A 16304-nucleotide genomic window follows, 5' to 3' on the forward strand; every position below is an offset into this window, starting at 1 on the left:
GCGCATGTTGTCGGACTGATTTTCCGCTGCGCTCCAAACCAGCGACAAATGCGGGCGTTAGGCAAAGAAGCTATGGAATTCTCACAGTTTGAACATAAAACTATTCAAGGTATCGAGGGTTGTCGTGGGGCAATCAAGAATTGTGGGAGAAATTCCATACTTCACTTAGAAAAAGCGTCGGCGATACGTGATTTGGATATCGAAATGGCGTTTTTTCGAGGAATAACCGCAGAAGAAGAGGCCGCATCCGCACTATTTTATTGTTTGAAGAACCACAAATATCAAAATTCAAAAAGAATACTGTTCAAAGAGCATACATACAAATTAGGGCTTTATCCATTTCTATTGGGAATAGGTGCATTCCTTGATGAGACGCTTCAGCACGACTCTAGCCCATTTGATAAGTTCTACCTCAACCACATCGAGACGAATGGAAGGCAGGCGATAGAGCTTCTACTGAATATGCCTAAACAAAAGGTCACCGCGCGCCCGGTGCCGCCATTAAACTTCACCGTTTCTGAATCCTATACTGGTGAGGTTTGTACATTCGAAAACAACTTCAATGAACTGGTCAATGGTGCTGGTTTCGATGACGTGCTGAAATATGTTAAGGATGTCGCAACCACTAGAAATAAAATCCTGTATGCCGACAGCTCAGGCCGACCTAGAGTCGAAGGAGATATTGTCTCGTATCTGAACCACCAGAAAAGGAAAGTAATGGCGTTCCTAAATATTGTGCTAATGATCGATCCTTGGGAAAAAAATAACGGAACATCGCTATTTGTGCAGCAAGCCTTGGATTCGTTTCTATTGGTGCTCAACCGAATCAAGGCTGACGACGTATATCAGCCTAACCATTGAATCAAACCGACCGTTTTGCGCTGGCGCTCCAAACGGCGGATTACTCTGGCGTTATAGAGAGATCAATGATTGATGTGTCGGATCTAACAAAGTTATCAATGACCCTGGAGATATTCGGCCTTGCTCTTGCTTGGGGCGAGACTAGAAGGCCTGCGTGGTTCGTCAGTTTCGACGAGCAAATGGATAAAGTCGCAGAAGCTGATCTCGGCGATGTTTTATCATTGATGCCATTTATCCTTGAGTACGTGGTTTTTGCATTTTTGGTTTGGGGCGTTCTTCTGTTCGGCTTAAGCTTTGAGTCAGAGGATTTTAAGTATCTCTACGGCACTGCATTCCTGTTAGTCTTATCTGCACCGTTTTTAGTGAAGAAAATGAAGCTGTTTTCTGGCGGCAATAGCATGGCCACGTTGGGCCTTATCGTTGCCGGAGCAGGCGTGGCTGTTCAAGTGGCGCAGTGGCTCTAACAAGGTGGTGTTTGTCGCCGCTTCGCGGCTGGGACGGCTTACGCTACGCTCCAGCCGCCCCAAACCACAGCGTTAGGTAGAAGTATGAAGATTGATACTAAGAGTGAGCTTACCAAGGACATTGAGGCTAGTATCTCCCTGGCTCATGATTCTGGGCAGCCCAAGAAAACGCAAAAGCAAGTGCGTGAGCATTTAGCCTATATTTTGCCAAAGCTCACTGAGCCCAACGCGTTAATTCAGCCGATCAAAATGGCGCTCGCAGCAATTGAGCAGAGAGAAAGCCGGAAATCGTGGTACGAAAAACCGATTGGAGTTGTCTCCTTGAGTGTCTTGGCTGGTCTTTTGGTTGCATTTTTAGCCTTCAAAGCCGGATGGGGTTGACCGAATTCTGCGGGTGAGCGTGTGACCGCTACCTAACTAGTGCAGGCACGGCGACGCCCTTTACATCGCGCCTTCGGCTACATTCCAAGCGCGCGCATGCCGCAAGCGTTATGCCGCAGGACACGTCTATGACAATGAATGATTCCCTCAGGTTTCCGCGACTTAAGCTCGGCTTGCTCCTGTTCCTTGCAGGCATGCTCGGTGTCGGTGTTCTCAGCATCACGGTGCTTCCCCAGGTTTTGGGCGACGCGTCCCTCCCGGTACCCTCCTGGCTTGTTCTTGTGGCGAGCATCACGCAGAGCGGGGTCCTTGTCGCGCTCGTTGTGTGGGCCGGCACTTCGCTTGCACCGAAGGTTGGTCTCGGTGCTCCCGCGTTTGAGGCAGCGGTCAATAATCAGTCGGTAGCAGCAGCACTCCGCCCCCAACTACCCCCGGGGATCCTTGGCGGCTTGCTGGGAGGGCTTGGACTCTTTGCGGTTGGCGGCTACGCCCCTGCGGAGATTACTGACATGGATCAGCCGTTCACCGTGCCACTCCTCGCCCGCGTTCTCTATGGCGGCATCACGGAGGAGTTGCTTTTACGGTGGGGGCTTATGACGTTACTCGTTTGGATGGCGTGGCGCCTCCTGCAACGTCGAATAGGTACACCAAAGATCATCTATATCTGGCTCGCCATTGTCGTAAGCGCACTCTTATTCGGCGCAGGTCACCTGCCAGCTGCCGCAGCGCAGGTTGAGATGTTGACCACTGACGTTACAATGTTCATCGTCGGCGCGAACACGGTCTTCGGCATACTTTTCGGTTACCTGTTCTGGCGATACGGTTTGGAGACGGCGATGATCGCCCACGCGTTGGCGCATGTGGTGAGCTCTGCCATTAGCGTTGTAGTGGCCTAACAATGGTGACGCAGGGGACACCAGAAAGTGTCACACCTTTCAAGTTCGTAAAAACGGCGCCGCTATCCAGCAAGTGACGGCGGTGGTGGCTCAGGACAAACGTGTAAGTGCGGACCCGCCCTGCCGGTTCAGTCACTGGCCGGCTGTGCCTCACGGGTTCGCCAACCAAACCTCTTGCCACGCCGAAAATCGTGAGGGCTTAATCCGATAGCGGGCAAAGTTGCCGGCGTGCAGGCTCAGGACCTCGTTTTCGGCCACTTCCCTGAACCGCTGCCGGTCCTCTTGCGGAATATGCTGTTCCACCCATTGAACAATGCGGTTGAACGCGGCTTTCTTGTTCAGCCGCTCAAGCACAATATTCTGGACGACGTCCTGCAATGCCGAGCGGTACTTTAACCGGAACGGGTCGGGTTCGCCGAGCGATTGTCTGACGGCGGTGTAATGCGCCGCCGACCGCTCATAAGCCCAAATGAAAACGTCCTTGAGCAGGTCGATCCGGTTCAGTTCATACACGCCGAGCATCGCTTCGGTATAGATGTCAGCGGGCACCTCCGTGAAGGAGAGCGGGATCAGGTTGGCTTTGATGAACGGTATATTCGCCGCCAGCCGGGAAACGCGCTTGTTCACGTCATCGAAGGGTTGCAGATATGGCAATTGAACCATGATAAAAAACGCCTGCTCGAAAGGATCGTCGATGGCGCTGGCCGTCGCCAGAATCTGATCAAAATAGTCTTCAATCAATTGTGGCACTTCGAGGGGGTGAAACACGGACTTCTCAATGCCAACTGCGATTCGGCGCAAGCGTCCGGTTGCCTCCGGGTCGGCCAACAGGTTGTTAGCCAGCAACGCATGAAGGTTCAGGATCGTATAGCGGTTGAAGCCGATCTCCTCCGCCGAGCCCACCAGAAATTCGATGGCGTCCTTGTGGTTCAGGATCATTTGCGACTCGATGTGCGCCTTACCCGCCGTCTCTTCCCCGAAGGCAATCAATCTTTTCGTATCCAGCAGGGAGTACGTGTTCCCCTCCAGGCGGCTGGAGTTCCACGAAAGATCGATCAGCAGGCGGTTCAGAATCTGTTTCGCATAGGTGCCCGCCGGCCGGGGTCCCGAGGGTGGCGTGCCGATTTCCCGAAGATGCGCGCGCTCGGCGGGTGCAAGGTACGCCGTATGGTTGGGCCGGTACTGGTCGAGGAAGCTGTGTTGATACCCCGCCGGCTTGCGTGACCGAAGCGGCTTGCGCAAGGCGGTCTGGATCTCAGCGGCCTGGCGGGAGACAGGTATAGCGCCCGCCGCTTCCTCGTGGGAGGGTTCTCTAACGCTGCTGCTCGTCCTGCGCTCGGTATCCGCAGGGAAGTATCGGACCCACCGCTTTCCCCCGGTCTTGATGAGCCGGCCCGCATCCACCAGGTGTTTTAAACGGTACTGGAGTGTGCGCCGGGGCAATGATTGCTCAAGAGCGTCCAGGACGGCTTGCAGGCCGACACCCTCGGGGTGAGCGGAGACCACCGCCTCGATGTCCTGTAGCGCCTTTTCAGGTATGGGTTTCGCCATGATTTGAGTATGTTGCGCATTGAGATTTATGCGCAATTAAAGCACGCCTATACGCAGTTATCAATCCTATGCGCAATTAATGTTGCGCATAGGATTAGGTGGGGCTCCCGTGGAGCAAGACGCGTTGGCTGCAGGATTCGGGGTTCTTCACGGTGTCGCCAGATTTGCAGTCGGTGTCCGGCGTTCAGCACCCGCAAGGCGCTTTTTTGGGGGGGCTGCAGACATGGAACCGGACTGAGGTACCTGCTACCTGCCCCGCGCGTTCCTGGAGGTCGAATCGGAGAATTAGCAGGGGCGCTGGCGGCAACTTGAGGTTCGGGGGCAAGGCACTAGTGAAGTTGGCTGGCCTAGTTTGTAAGTCGCTGATATTTCTGTTTTTATTTCGTGCGATGGACGTTCAGTAAAAGGCAATCGACGCAGGCACGGCGACAGAGAAAGGCCGCATGTTGCGTCTCCATACCGATCGAGATTCTGACGGCAATCGACTGGTTAGCATGATAGATTAGAGTCCCAAGCAAGAGCGCACACTTTAAGCTGGATACCACGAAAAGAGACAATGGGATGCCTCTGAAAGAAAGCCAAATCGAGCAAAAATTAATCAATAAGCTCGAAGACCTTAAATACTCCTATCGTCCTGACATCCGTGACAAGGCCAAGTTGGAGCAAAACTTTCGCGACAAGTTCGAGGCCCTCAATCGCGTCCGCCTGACTGACGCCGAGTTCGCCCGCCTGCGCGACGAAATCATCAACGCCGATGTCTTTCAGGCCGCCAAGACCTTGCGGGAATATGGCTATTTCCAGCGCGAGGATGGCACGCCGCTACACTACATGCTGGTCAACCTCAAGGATTGGTGTAAAAACGACTTCGAAGTCATCAACCAACTGCGCATCAATACCGAAAACAGCCATCATCGCTATGATGTGATCCTGCTGATCAACGGCCTGCCCGTGGTACAGATCGAGCTGAAAACCCTAGGAATCAACCCCCGCCGAGCCATGGAGCAGATTGTCGAGTACCGGAATGAACCTGGCAATGGCTATTCCAATACGCTGCTATGTTTTACGCAGCTATTTATCGTCAGCAATCGCGACCACACTTGGTACTTCGCCAACAACCAGACTCAGCATTTCGCCTTCAACGCTGATGAGCGATTCTTGCCTATCTATCAGTGGGCCGATGAAGGCAATCGCAAGATCACCCATCTGGATGACTTTTCTGATGCTTTTTTGGCCAAATGCGCCTTGGGACAGATGATCAGCCGCTACATGGTACTGGTTGCCAGCGAGCAAAAGCTGATGATTATGCGGCCGTACCAGATCTATGCGGTCAAGGCGATTGTCGACTGCATCCACCAGAACCGGGGCAATGGCTATATTTGGCACACCACCGGCAGTGGCAAGACGCTCACTTCCTTCAAGGCATCCACGCTGCTTAAGGACAACCCGGACATTGAAAAATGTTTGTTCGTAGTGGATCGCAAGGATCTGGACCGGCAGACTCGCGAGGAATTCAACCGCTTTCAGGAAGGCTGCGTCGAGGAAAACACCAACACCGAAAGTCTGGTGCGTCGCCTGCTCTCGGAGGATTATGCCGACAAGGTAATAGTCACCACCATCCAGAAGCTCGGCCTGGCGCTCGATGAAACCAGCAAGAAAGCCAGGCAGCACATAGAAAAGGGCAAGCAGACCTACAAGGAGCGGCTTGCACCACTGCGGGACAAGCGGATTGCTATCATCTTTGACGAGTGCCACCGCTCTCAGTTTGGCGATAATCATAAGGCAATCAAGATGTTCTTTCCGAAGGCGCAGCTATTCGGCTTTACTGGGACACCTATTTTTGAAGAGAACGCCAGCTACAAGCAGATCGACGGCACCGTTGGCAGCTACCGCACCACCAAGGATATCTTTGAAAAGGAGCTGCATGCCTACACCATCACCCATGCCATCGATGACCGAAATGTGCTGCGCTTTCATATCGACTATTTTAAGTCTGAAGCGAATTCGGAAGGCGAAGAAAGTAAAAATATAAATAGTAAGGCTAGGAAGGCGAAGCCTAAGCCCGATCAGGCGCTGGCCCAACGAGCGGTAGTGGACGCGATTCTGGGCAAGCACGACGCAGCCACTAACCAGCGCCGCTTCAACGCCGTGCTGGCTACTGCCTCGATTAACGATGCCATCGGCTATTACCGCTTGTTCAAAGAGATTCAGGCCGAATACCAGGCCGAAGACCCGGAGTATACTCCATTGAATATCGCCTGCGTCTTCTCGCCCCCAGCTAATGGCGACAAGGACGTAAAGCAACTCCAGGAAGATCTGCCTCAGGAAAAGGCCGATAACCAGCAGGAGCCGAAGCAGAAAAAAGCCGCCCTGCAAGAGATTGTCGCCGACTACAACATGCAGTATGGCACCGGCCATACCATGAGCGAGTTCGACCGCTATTATCAGGATGTGCAGCAGCGTATCAAGGATCAGCAATATCCCAACAGCGATCTGCAAAACAAGCACAAAATCGATGTCACGATTGTGGTGGATATGTTGCTCACCGGCTTCGACTCCAAGTACCTTAACACCCTATACGTGGACAAGAACCTCAAGCATCACGGCTTGATTCAAGCCTTCTCGCGCACAAACCGGGTGCTCAACGACACCAAGCCCTACGGCAACATCCTCGACTTTCGCGGCCAGGAGCAAGCCGTTGACGATGCCATTGCGCTTTTCTCTGGTGAGGACACCGGCCGCTCGCGCGAAATTTGGCTGGTGGATCCAGCACCTAAGGTTATTGAACAATATGAACAGGCAGTCGCAGCAATGAACCAGTTTGCAGCACGGCAAGATGGCAATGGTGACATTGAAGACGAAGGTGGCCCCCTTCGGATCGCAGAGCCCAAATCCGTCTATAATATTAAGGGCGATGCCGCGCGCGTGGAGTTCATCAATCGTTTCAAGGAAGTCCAGCGCCTCAAAACTCAGCTCGACCAATATACCGATCTGAAAGAAGAGCAAAAGCAACGTATCAGCAGCGTCCTCCCCGACGACGACCTGCGCTCATTGCGAGGTGCCTATCTGGAAACTGCCCAGCGTTTGAAGGAACAGCAGGGTAAGAACGGGGAGCAAGCTTCTGAGGCCCAGGAGGCTATCGAGCAGCTGGATTTCGAATTCGTGCTCTTCTCTTCGGCGCTGATCGACTACGACTACATCATGGGTCTGATCGCCCGCTTCAGTCAGGACAAGCCCGGCAAGAAGACCATGCGCCGCGACCAGCTTATCAACCTGCTCGCCGCGAGCAGCAACCTGATGGACGAGCGCGAGGACATCATTGCCTACATCAACACCCTGGAAGCTGGCAAGGGCCTGAACGAGCGGGCTATCCGTGACGGGTACCAGGCCTTTAAGGCTCAAAAAGCCCACGATGAAATCGCCGCCCTGGCCGAGCGCCACGGGCTAGACCGCGACGTTCTTCAAGGCTTTGTGGACGGCATTCTCGACCGCATGATCTTCGATGGTGAGCAGTTAAGCGACTTGTTCGAGCCGCTGGAATTGGGCTGGAAAGCGCGCAGCCAAGCCGAGCTGGCATTGATGGAAGAGCTGGTGCCGGTTCTGAAGAAGCAGGCCAGCGGACGGGAGATATCGGGGTTGGCGGCGTATGAGTAAGGCGACGAAGAACGAAAAGAAGGGCTTGGTGCCCCGATTGCGGTTTCCTGAGTTTCGGGAGGCGGGGGAGTGGAACACTGATCTGGTGAAGGACCTGGTAACCACGGTGACACCACCGAAAAAGCTAACCTCGAATCAGTATGAACATGAAGGAATGTTCCCGGTTGTAGATCAGTCCCAGGAGTACATTTGCGGTTGGACCAATGATGAACATGCCCTTGTTTCGCTTGAGTCACCATTAATCGTTTTTGGCGACCATACCTGCGCATTGAAAATCGTTGATCAACCATTTGTACAAGGTGCTGATGGTATAAAAATACTGAAATCTAAAAATGTCATTGAGCCGGAGTTCTTGTATCAGTATCTCCTATTTTCTCCGGTAAAAATGGAAAGCTATAAGAGGCACTTTTCCACCCTTAAAGAGAAGTCGGTTGTATACCCCGATAAAAGAACAGGAGAACAACAAAAAATAGCCTATTGCCTCTCGTCCCTCGACGCGCTGATCGCCGCGCAAGCGGACAAGATCGACGTCCTCAAGGCCCATAAAAAAGGGCTGATGCAGAAGCTCTTCGCCCGCGAAGGCGAAACCGTCCCCGGCCTGCGCTTTCCCGAGTTTCGGGATGCGGGGGAGTGGATAAGCAGAAAGCTTTCCAAGCTGCTAAAGAAGATTGGTGACCCTGTAACGGTTGAAGATGATCAGATTTATCGAGAGGTAGGCATTCGATCACATGGAAAAGGCATATTCCATAAAGAGCCTATTTTGGGGGCGGCGATCGGTAATAAACGGGTATTTTGGATAGAAGAAAACACTCTAATTGTGAATATCGTTTTTGCTTGGGAGCTGGCAGTTGCAAATACAAATGAAGCTGAGAAGGGAATGATAGCTTCTCATAGGTTTCCTATGTATCGCGCGAGGGAAAACAAAGCTGACGTTAGGTACATGAAATATTTCTTCCTTACACATAAAGGAAAGGAACTTTTATGGATTGCTTCTCCAGGTGGCGCTGGAAGAAACAAAACATTGGGTCAAAAGGACTTTGAGAACTTAGAGTTTTTGATTCCTAAGCGTCTGACAGAGCAAAAAAAAATTGCCGATTGCCTCTCATCTGTTGATGAGCTGATCGTCGTCCAAACGGAAAAACTCGACACCCTCAAGGCCCATAAAAAAGGCCTGATGCAGCAGCTCTTCCCCATCCCGGAGGCGGTTGGCGTATGAGCCAAGAGACGCCCTTGTCATTTCCGTCCAAAACCGCCTACGACTCAACCCAGGGTTGCGTGGTTTGGCAGGGTGAATGCGCCAATGACGGCGCCGAGCTGATGGCCTTTATGCATGGTCCGGTGGCTGCGCGCCTGCACGACACAGAGGGTAGTGAAGTGTTGCATGAGCACCTCCGAGGGCTAAGCCTCACAGGCATGGGGCAGGATGCGCTGGAAGAGGTGCTTGCCGCTGAAGTGCCGGAAACGAGAGATTGGGCGGCGGGAGAGGCGCTGGCCGAGGCTGTGCTAGAAGCGCATCACGAAGTGGAACTGCCGTGGAACAATGAGCGCGACAAGCGCAACCCTTTCGCCTCGCTGCCGGGTGCGGATATCGTAGGCTTCCAGCGTGTTGGTGACTCCCATCGACTGGCCTTGGGTGAAGTTAAATCTTCGTCCGAAGCCCAATGGCCTCCACAAGTGATGAGCGGTCGGAGTGGCGGTCTGGGTCATCAAATCGACAATTTGGCCACGAATCTCGGAACTATCCATCAGTTGCTCAGTTGGCTTTTGCCTCGCGTCAAGGGCACTGAATATCAAGCTGCCTTTAACGCAGCTTGCACCCGCTATCTCAATTCTGGGCGTCGCGACCTGGCGCTGTTCGGCATTCTGGTTCGCGACCAAGAACCTCGGGAAGCCGACTTGAAGGTGCGTGGTGGCAAGTTGGCGGGCAGCCTGACTGCTCCAACTTGTTGCTGTCTAATTGCGCTCTATCTTCCCTGGCCCATCACGCAACTTCCACAAGCCATCGGCCAAGGAGGCGCAGCATGAGCCACTGGCTGCTGGATACCATGGCGGACAAACGGCGCCTGGCGTTGCGAGAGGCGGACCGCCTGCAGTTCTACCGAGAGATGGGCCGGGAACTTCCTGATTTCGATGAGGAGATTCTGCGTGAATCGGCTGCTGCCCTGGAGATTGCTGTACTCGATTTGGAGGTTGATCGGCTGGCCGACGATCCCGAGAAGCGCACGCTGTCGCGTCAGGCTGCTGGGGATGCCTTCCGACTCCTGCGGATGCTGCCCCTGCCTATCAATCCCATGGACGCGGGCACTCATTTGTTGCGGGCCTCAGTGCTGGCGGTGCTGGGTGATCGCGGTGCGGATGCCGCAAGATGGTTACGCAGCCTGGATGAGTCGCTACAATGGCCCGACTTGCCGCTTGATGCTCCGGATTGGGGGGCGCGCTGTCGGGCGACCCTTACGGATGTTTGGCTGCGGTTAGTACGCAAAAAGGGCTGGTCTGACCGTGATGCCGTTCTGGAGCGAGTTGCCGCACTGCGCAGCACCCAGCAAACATTTGAACGAGAGTATCTCCACGCTTTTGGGCCCTTGGACGCGAAACGTTCAGCCCTGGAGCTGATCGCAATCTACCATCTGGCAAAAGCAGCGGATGTGTTGGCTCATTACATCACCGATGGCGTGGTGGACGGCAGCCATCAGATCCAGCCAGTGCTTGATTCTCACTTCGACCCGGCCATTGACGCATGCGACACTGCGCAGTTGATCGAACTGGGGCCCCTGACGCGGCTGCTGGCGCGCGCCGCTCAACAAATGGCGGACAATGCCCTGTGGACGGTGACTCGCGCCGTAAATTCCCGTGTCACTGAGTTTGTACGCGAACTGGTCAACCGTGGCCGGGGGGACCGCGCTCTTTTTGATGTGCTGCCGCCGCAACGCCGGACCCTCGCCGAGCAGGGCCTGTTGGGTTCCAGCCGCCGGGCGGTAGTAGTCAGCCTCCCCACTTCCAGCGGCAAGACACTGATTGCCCAGTTCCGCATGTTGCAGGCACTCAATCAATTTGAGGACCGTAAAGGCTGGGTGGCCTATCTGGCGCCTACTCGAGCCTTGGTTAACCAGGTGACGCGACAGTTACGCCGAGATTTCGAGCCTTTGGGGCTGCAGATTGAACGGGTCAGCCCAGCCATGGAAGTTGACGGTGTTGAAGCAAGCATGCTGAGGGAGTCTCACGACGAGACGCAGTTCCGCATTCTGGTGGCCACCCCAGAGAAATTTGACTTGATGCTGCGTCAAGGTTGGGAGGAGACGATAGGCCGCCCCTTGTCGCTGGTGGTGGTCGATGAAGCACACACTATTCAGGAGGGTGAACGGGGGCTTCGACTGGAGCTGCTATTGGCCACAATCAACCGCGAATGCCGGGAGGCACAATTCCTGCTGTTGACGCCCTTCATCCAGAATGCCCGAGAAGTCGCACGCTGGCTGGGCGGCCAGAACGCAGAAGATATCAGCCTCGGGGTGGACTGGCAGCCTAATGATCGGGCTATCGGTATCGTCAGCCCGGTGGATGATGGTGCCATTAACGGCCGTAGTCGCAACTACCGACTGGATTTCCAGACGGTGCACACCTCACGCCACACCATCGACCTCGATGACACCTTCTCGCTGGGTAAAGAGGATGCGCTTGCAACGACCCTGTCAAAGTCGCAGGACGTAGGTACTTTGGCTGCTATCGCGGTGCGCAAACTCAAGGTGCGCGGTCCCGTAATCGCCATGCACAGCCGACCGGATTTTGTTTGGTCACTGGCGGAAAAGATCAAATCAGGCTCGTTGCCCATCTTGTCCGATGATGTTCGGTTTGTGCAGAAGTATGTTGCCGCTGAGCTGGGTGCGGAGTTTCCTTTGGTGGACCTTCTTTCTCATGGTGTTGGAGTACACCACGGAGGGTTGCCTGAAGAAATACGTATGCTGATGGAATGGCTGTTTGAGAAAGAACGGCTTGACGTGCTTGTGGCGACGACAACCATTGCTCAGGGCGTTAACTTTCCCGTTAGTGGCGTTGTGATGGCTGCGACAAGTTATCCATATGGCCAGCCGATGCCACCAGAGGATTTCTGGAATATTGCTGGTCGAGCTGGTCGTGTCTCGCAAGGGCAGTTAGGTGTAGTAGCTCTCGTAGCAAAAAATGAAAGTGAGGTTGCCCAACGCCGGGAGTTTATTGGCCGCGCCACCGGCGACTTGAACTCTGCATTGATTAAGCTTGCTCAGGCGACTGCCGATGAGCTAGCCGACCTGGGCATGATCGTTTACCGCCACCCCGAGTGGTCAAGCTTTCTTCAATACCTCGTGCACACCTATCGACAGTTAGGTGCACCGGCCAACTTTGCCGACCAGGTTGAGCAGGTTTTGCGAGGAACACTGGGCTTTGAAAAGCTGCGAGCATCGGACAGTCGAATTGCCAGTCAGTTGCTGGGTGGTATTCGGAACTATGTCTCTTATATTGCTGACCCTGGGCAGCCCCTGAAGCTGGTAGACAGCACTGGTTTTTCACTGCAAAGCATTCGCACAGTGATGGCTCATCGCGGCAATATCGGGCCGGATTCCTGGGATCGAGAGCGCCTATTCAGCCAGGGTGACCGTACGCTTCAGGATATGATGGGAGTACTTCTAAGGGTTCCAGAGCTGAGAGGGAACCTGCAAGAAGTCTTGGGGGAGAGGTCGCTAGAGGGAGACAAGCTTGCTCTTATCCTGAAAGACTGGGTGAATGGCGAAGAAATCACCACCATCGCTGAACGCCATTTCCGTAAAGACGGAAGAGATGAGGTTACAGCCTTAACCAAGTGTGGACAGAACCTTTTTGGCAAGCTAGCGCAAACCTCTTCCTGGGGATTGAATGCCTTGATGGCGATTACTGCATCCGACCTGCCGGAGGAAGAGCGCAACCGGCTGGCCAACCTTCCTTCACAGGTTTTCTATGGGGTATCCACCGACGAGGCTATCACCTTACGCTTGCTCGGCGTCCCTCGTCGAGCGGCGACGCCACTTGCCCGGACTTTGAACCTCAGTGCAGGAGAGTCCCTGCCAGCAATCCGGCAGCGGCTCGCCGCATTATCACCGCAAGACTGGGCTGCAGCACTTGGCCCTGCTGGGATCGTCTATCGCAAGGCGTGGCAAATCATGGATGGAGTGGAGGGATGACAACTAGCGACACATTCCAAAATCTCCCCGAGCTTGCGACCCACCTACGTGAACGGCTGGAGCACAAGAAGTGCATCCTGCTGTTCGCCTTCAACGGTACCGGAAAAACGCGCCTGTCTATGGCCTTCAAGGAGCAGGGAAAGCAAGGTGACGGTGATGAAGAAACCCGAGACACCCTCTACTTCAACGCCTTCACCGAAGACCTGTTCTACTGGGATAACGACCTGGAGAATGACGCCAAACGGGTGTTGCGGCTGAACCGTGATTCCCACTTCTTTGACGGGCTGCAAGAACTGGAGATGGAAAATCGCATCGGCCCATTGCTGGCGCGCTATGCGGATTTTGATTTTCTGATCGACTACGAAACCTGGGAAATCACCTTTTTCCGGGACACAGACGTCGACGGCGCGCCCATCCCCATCAAAGTGTCACGCGGCGAGGAGAACATCTTTGTCTGGTGCTTCTTTCTCGCCGTCGCCCAGTTGGCGGTGGATCAGGAGGAGGGCTCGCCTTATGCCTGGGTCAAGTACCTGTATATCGACGACCCCATTTCATCGCTAGATGACAATAACGCCATTGCCGTGGCCAGCCACCTGGCGCAACTGCTGAAGAATGCGAACGGGCAGATTAAAACTGTGATCTCCACACACCATCATCTGTTCTTCAATGTGATGTGCAACGAGCTGGGCAACGCGGTTAAAGGCTTCCTGAGCAAGGAGGCCGACCATTTTCGGTTGGCGGATACTGGCGAGACGCCGCGCTACCATCATGTGGCCTTGCTGAAACATCTGCACGAGGTGGCTGAATCGGGGGAGGTCTATACCTACCACTTCAATATCCTGCGTAATATCCTGGAAAAGACGGCCACCTTTCACGGATTCCGCAGCTTTTCCGCCTGCATCAAGCAGGACAGTGACGACCCCGACGGCATTCTCCATGCCCGGCTGGTCAATGTGCTCAGCCACGGCAATTACTCCTTGTATGAGCCTCAGGAAATGCTGCCGGAGAATAAGGACTATTTCCGTAAAATTCTCAGGGACTTCATGAACAACTACCGCTTTAACCCGGAATTGTTTCCGGGGCCGAGGCAAGAGAGCGCGAACGCATGACCAAAGACCAACTCAGCCAATTGGGCAAGACCCTTTGGGCTATCGCCGACGACCTGCGCGGGGCTATGAACGCCGACGACTTCCGCGACTATATGTTGTCGTTCCTGTTTCTGCGCTACCTCTCCGATAACTTCGAGGCAGCAGCAAGAAAGGAGCTGGGGGCGGACTATCCCAGGCTTGATGATGAAGACCGTCGCGCACCACTGGCGGTTTGGTACGCGGATAATGCTGAGGATGTGCCCGCCTTTGAAAAGCAGATGCGGCGTAAGGTGCATTACGTGATTCGCCCGGATTACTTGTGGAGCAGCGTCTACGAACGCGCCCGCACTCAGAACGATGAGTTGTTGCAAACCCTGGAGCGGGGATTCAAATACATTGAGAACGAATCTTTTGCCAGTACCTTCCAGGGGCTCTTTTCCGAGATCAACCTGAACTCCGAGAAGCTGGGTCGGACGCCTAAGGCGCGCAATGACAAGCTCTGCACCATCATCACCAAAATTGCCGAGGGTATCGCGCGGTTCTCAACAGACAGCGACATTCTGGGTGATGCCTACGAGTATCTGATTGGCCAGTTTGCCGCTGGCTCCGGCAAGAAGGCCGGAGAGTTCTACACCCCGCAAAGTGTTTCCACGATCCTCTCTCGCATCGTGACGCTGGACAGTCAGAATCCTGCCTCTGGAAAGAAGAAAAAGCTCAACAACTTGCTGGACTTCGCCTGCGGTTCCGGCTCGCTTCTGCTCAATGTGCGCCACCAGATGGGGCCGCACGGCATTGGCAAGATCTACGGACAGGAAAAGAACATCACGACCTACAACCTTGCGCGTATGAACATGCTGTTGCATGGGGTCAAGGACAGCGAGTTCGAGATTCACCATGGGGACTCCCTGACTAACGACTGGGACTTGCTCAACGAAATGAACCCGGCTAAGAAGCTTCAGTGCGATGCAGTGGTGGCCAATCCACCCTTTAGCTATCGCTGGCAGCCCAATGAGGCGCTAGGCGAGGACTTCCGCTTCAAAAACTATGGCCTGGCGCCCAAGTCTGCCGCCGATTTTGCTTTTCTGTTGCACGGCTTTCATTTCCTAGGCGACGAAGGAACTATGGCTATTATCTTGCCCCACGGTGTGCTTTTCCGGGGTGGAGTGGAGAGTCGTATCCGTACCAAGTTGCTTAAAGATGGGCATATTGATACAGTCATTGGTTTGCCAGCCAATTTGTTTTTCTCTACAGGCATCCCGGTTTGCATCTTGGTGCTGAAAAAATGCAAAAAACCAGACGACGTACTTTTCATTAATGCTGCCGAGCATTTCGAGAAAGGGAAGCGACAAAATCAACTGCTACCGGCGCATATTGATAAAATTGTCGATGCCTACCAACAGCGCCCTGAGAATACCGAGCGCTACGCTCGATGCGTCAGCATGCAGGAGATTGAAAAAAACGACTACAATCTTAATATTTCCCGCTATGTCAACACCGCTGAGCCTGAACCAGAAATCGACTTGGCTGCGGTTCATGCGCAACTGATTGATATTGATCGGCGCATCGCTGAAGCAACTAAAGCACACAATAAGCATTTGAAAGAGTTAGGTTTGCCGAAACTATAAAAGGTGGCCGAATTATGATCCTGAAGCTGATCATGATTCGGCCTTCGCGCCGCATTTTCATCGACTAAATGGAACTGGCTTTATGTATCAGCTATTCAATAATGCTGATTTGATTGCCTCCGCACCTTTCCGATAACACACCACGGCAAGCAGCTCCGAATCAACCCAAACGCCCCAGTACCGACTCCCACGATAATGCCCGATCTCAATGTTCGGCTTGCGCTTTTTCATGATTCCCTCCATGGGTTTGAGTGATACGTAAAGTCATCATAGATCAGGGCGGCTGAATATGATACTTATAGTGTGTAGATTTATAGTCATCTATAAGAACAATTTGAAATATGACTACTCACATTGATGACGCACAGAAAAAGCTGGGTTCCGTGATCCGGGAGCGGAGGCGGGCCGCCGGTATTTCCCAGGAGGCCTTCGCCACCGAGGTTGGGATTCATCGCACCTACATCGGTGCGGTGGAACGTGGCGAGCGCAATGTTTCCCTCGCGAACATCCTGCGTATCGCCCGGGCGTTGAAGGTCTCCGCCGCCCAATTGTTCAATGAGGCTGGCCTTTAGTCCGTACTGAATTCAAAGACTTCCTCGTC

Annotated in this window: 13 protein-coding genes; 11 read left to right on the forward strand and 2 right to left on the reverse strand. The window is 53.9% G+C overall.

What is annotated here, in order from left to right; genetic code table 11:
* Positions 1–72: 72 nt before the first annotated feature.
* From ACLD02_RS06025 to ACLD02_RS06040, 4 genes are all read left to right on the forward strand, one after another.
* On the forward strand, positions 73–861 hold the full coding sequence (locus ACLD02_RS06025; RefSeq protein ID WP_410298173.1) for a hypothetical protein: 789 nt from the start codon (positions 73–75) through the stop codon (positions 859–861).
* Positions 862–926: 65 nt separating this feature from the next.
* On the forward strand, positions 927–1325 hold the full coding sequence (locus ACLD02_RS06030) for a hypothetical protein (protein ID WP_410298174.1): 399 nt from the start codon (positions 927–929) through the stop codon (positions 1323–1325).
* Between the two features lie 84 nt (positions 1326–1409).
* Positions 1410–1706 carry a hypothetical protein gene (locus ACLD02_RS06035; RefSeq protein ID WP_410298175.1) on the forward strand — a complete coding sequence of 99 codons (297 nt, stop codon included), beginning with the start codon at positions 1410–1412 and terminating at the stop codon, positions 1704–1706.
* A gap of 128 nt (positions 1707–1834) precedes the next feature.
* Positions 1835–2602: a CPBP family intramembrane glutamic endopeptidase gene (locus tag ACLD02_RS06040; RefSeq protein WP_410298176.1), complete on the forward strand. Its 768-nt coding sequence runs from the start codon at positions 1835–1837 to the stop codon at positions 2600–2602.
* A 150-nt stretch (positions 2603–2752) separates the two neighbouring features.
* Here ACLD02_RS06040 and ACLD02_RS06045 read toward each other — a convergent pair whose 3' ends face one another.
* The gene (locus ACLD02_RS06045; protein WP_410298177.1) at positions 2753–4189 is read right to left on the reverse strand and encodes a Fic family protein; all 1437 of its coding nucleotides are present in this window, start codon (positions 4187–4189) and stop codon (positions 2753–2755) included.
* Between the two features lie 525 nt (positions 4190–4714).
* On the opposite strand from ACLD02_RS06045, the gene ACLD02_RS06050 reads away from it, so the two are divergent.
* Genes ACLD02_RS06050 through ACLD02_RS06075 form a run of 6 tightly spaced genes read left to right on the forward strand, consistent with a single transcriptional unit; the run spans position 4715 to position 15703 of the window.
* Positions 4715–7804, forward strand: a complete 3090-nt coding sequence (locus ACLD02_RS06050; RefSeq protein WP_410298178.1) for a type I restriction endonuclease subunit R — start codon at positions 4715–4717, stop codon at positions 7802–7804.
* Positions 7797–9020, forward strand: a complete 1224-nt coding sequence (locus ACLD02_RS06055; protein ID WP_410298179.1) for a restriction endonuclease subunit S — start codon at positions 7797–7799, stop codon at positions 9018–9020. Before ACLD02_RS06050 ends, ACLD02_RS06055 begins: the two co-directional genes overlap by 8 nt.
* Positions 9017–9829 (forward strand): hypothetical protein, encoded by an 813-nt coding sequence (locus ACLD02_RS06060; RefSeq protein WP_410298180.1) that lies wholly within the window; start codon positions 9017–9019, stop codon positions 9827–9829. The genes ACLD02_RS06055 and ACLD02_RS06060 overlap by 4 nt, the downstream gene beginning before the upstream one ends.
* The gene (locus ACLD02_RS06065) at positions 9826–12990 is read left to right on the forward strand and encodes a DEAD/DEAH box helicase (protein ID WP_410298181.1); all 3165 of its coding nucleotides are present in this window, start codon (positions 9826–9828) and stop codon (positions 12988–12990) included. Before ACLD02_RS06060 ends, ACLD02_RS06065 begins: the two co-directional genes overlap by 4 nt.
* Positions 12987–14099, forward strand: coding sequence for an AAA family ATPase (locus ACLD02_RS06070; RefSeq protein ID WP_410298182.1), 1113 nt, complete (start codon positions 12987–12989; stop codon positions 14097–14099). The genes ACLD02_RS06065 and ACLD02_RS06070 overlap by 4 nt, the downstream gene beginning before the upstream one ends.
* Positions 14096–15703 carry a type I restriction-modification system subunit M gene (locus tag ACLD02_RS06075; RefSeq protein WP_410298183.1) on the forward strand — a complete coding sequence of 536 codons (1608 nt, stop codon included), beginning with the start codon at positions 14096–14098 and terminating at the stop codon, positions 15701–15703. Before ACLD02_RS06070 ends, ACLD02_RS06075 begins: the two co-directional genes overlap by 4 nt.
* Positions 15704–15790: 87 nt before the next feature.
* Here ACLD02_RS06075 and ACLD02_RS06080 read toward each other — a convergent pair whose 3' ends face one another.
* Entirely contained in the window at positions 15791–15934 is a 144-nt protein-coding gene (locus ACLD02_RS06080) for a hypothetical protein (protein WP_410298184.1), read from the reverse strand.
* Positions 15935–16044: 110 nt separating this feature from the next.
* Between ACLD02_RS06080 and ACLD02_RS06085 the strand changes: the two genes are divergently transcribed.
* Positions 16045–16275, forward strand: coding sequence for a helix-turn-helix domain-containing protein (locus tag ACLD02_RS06085; RefSeq protein WP_410298185.1), 231 nt, complete (start codon positions 16045–16047; stop codon positions 16273–16275).
* Positions 16276–16304: the final 29 nt, after the last annotated feature.

Origin of the sequence: Alloalcanivorax sp. C16-2 (assembly GCF_046507615.1) — a bacterium.
In the GTDB taxonomy this organism is placed as follows: domain Bacteria; phylum Pseudomonadota; class Gammaproteobacteria; order Pseudomonadales; family Alcanivoracaceae; genus Alloalcanivorax; species Alloalcanivorax marinus_A.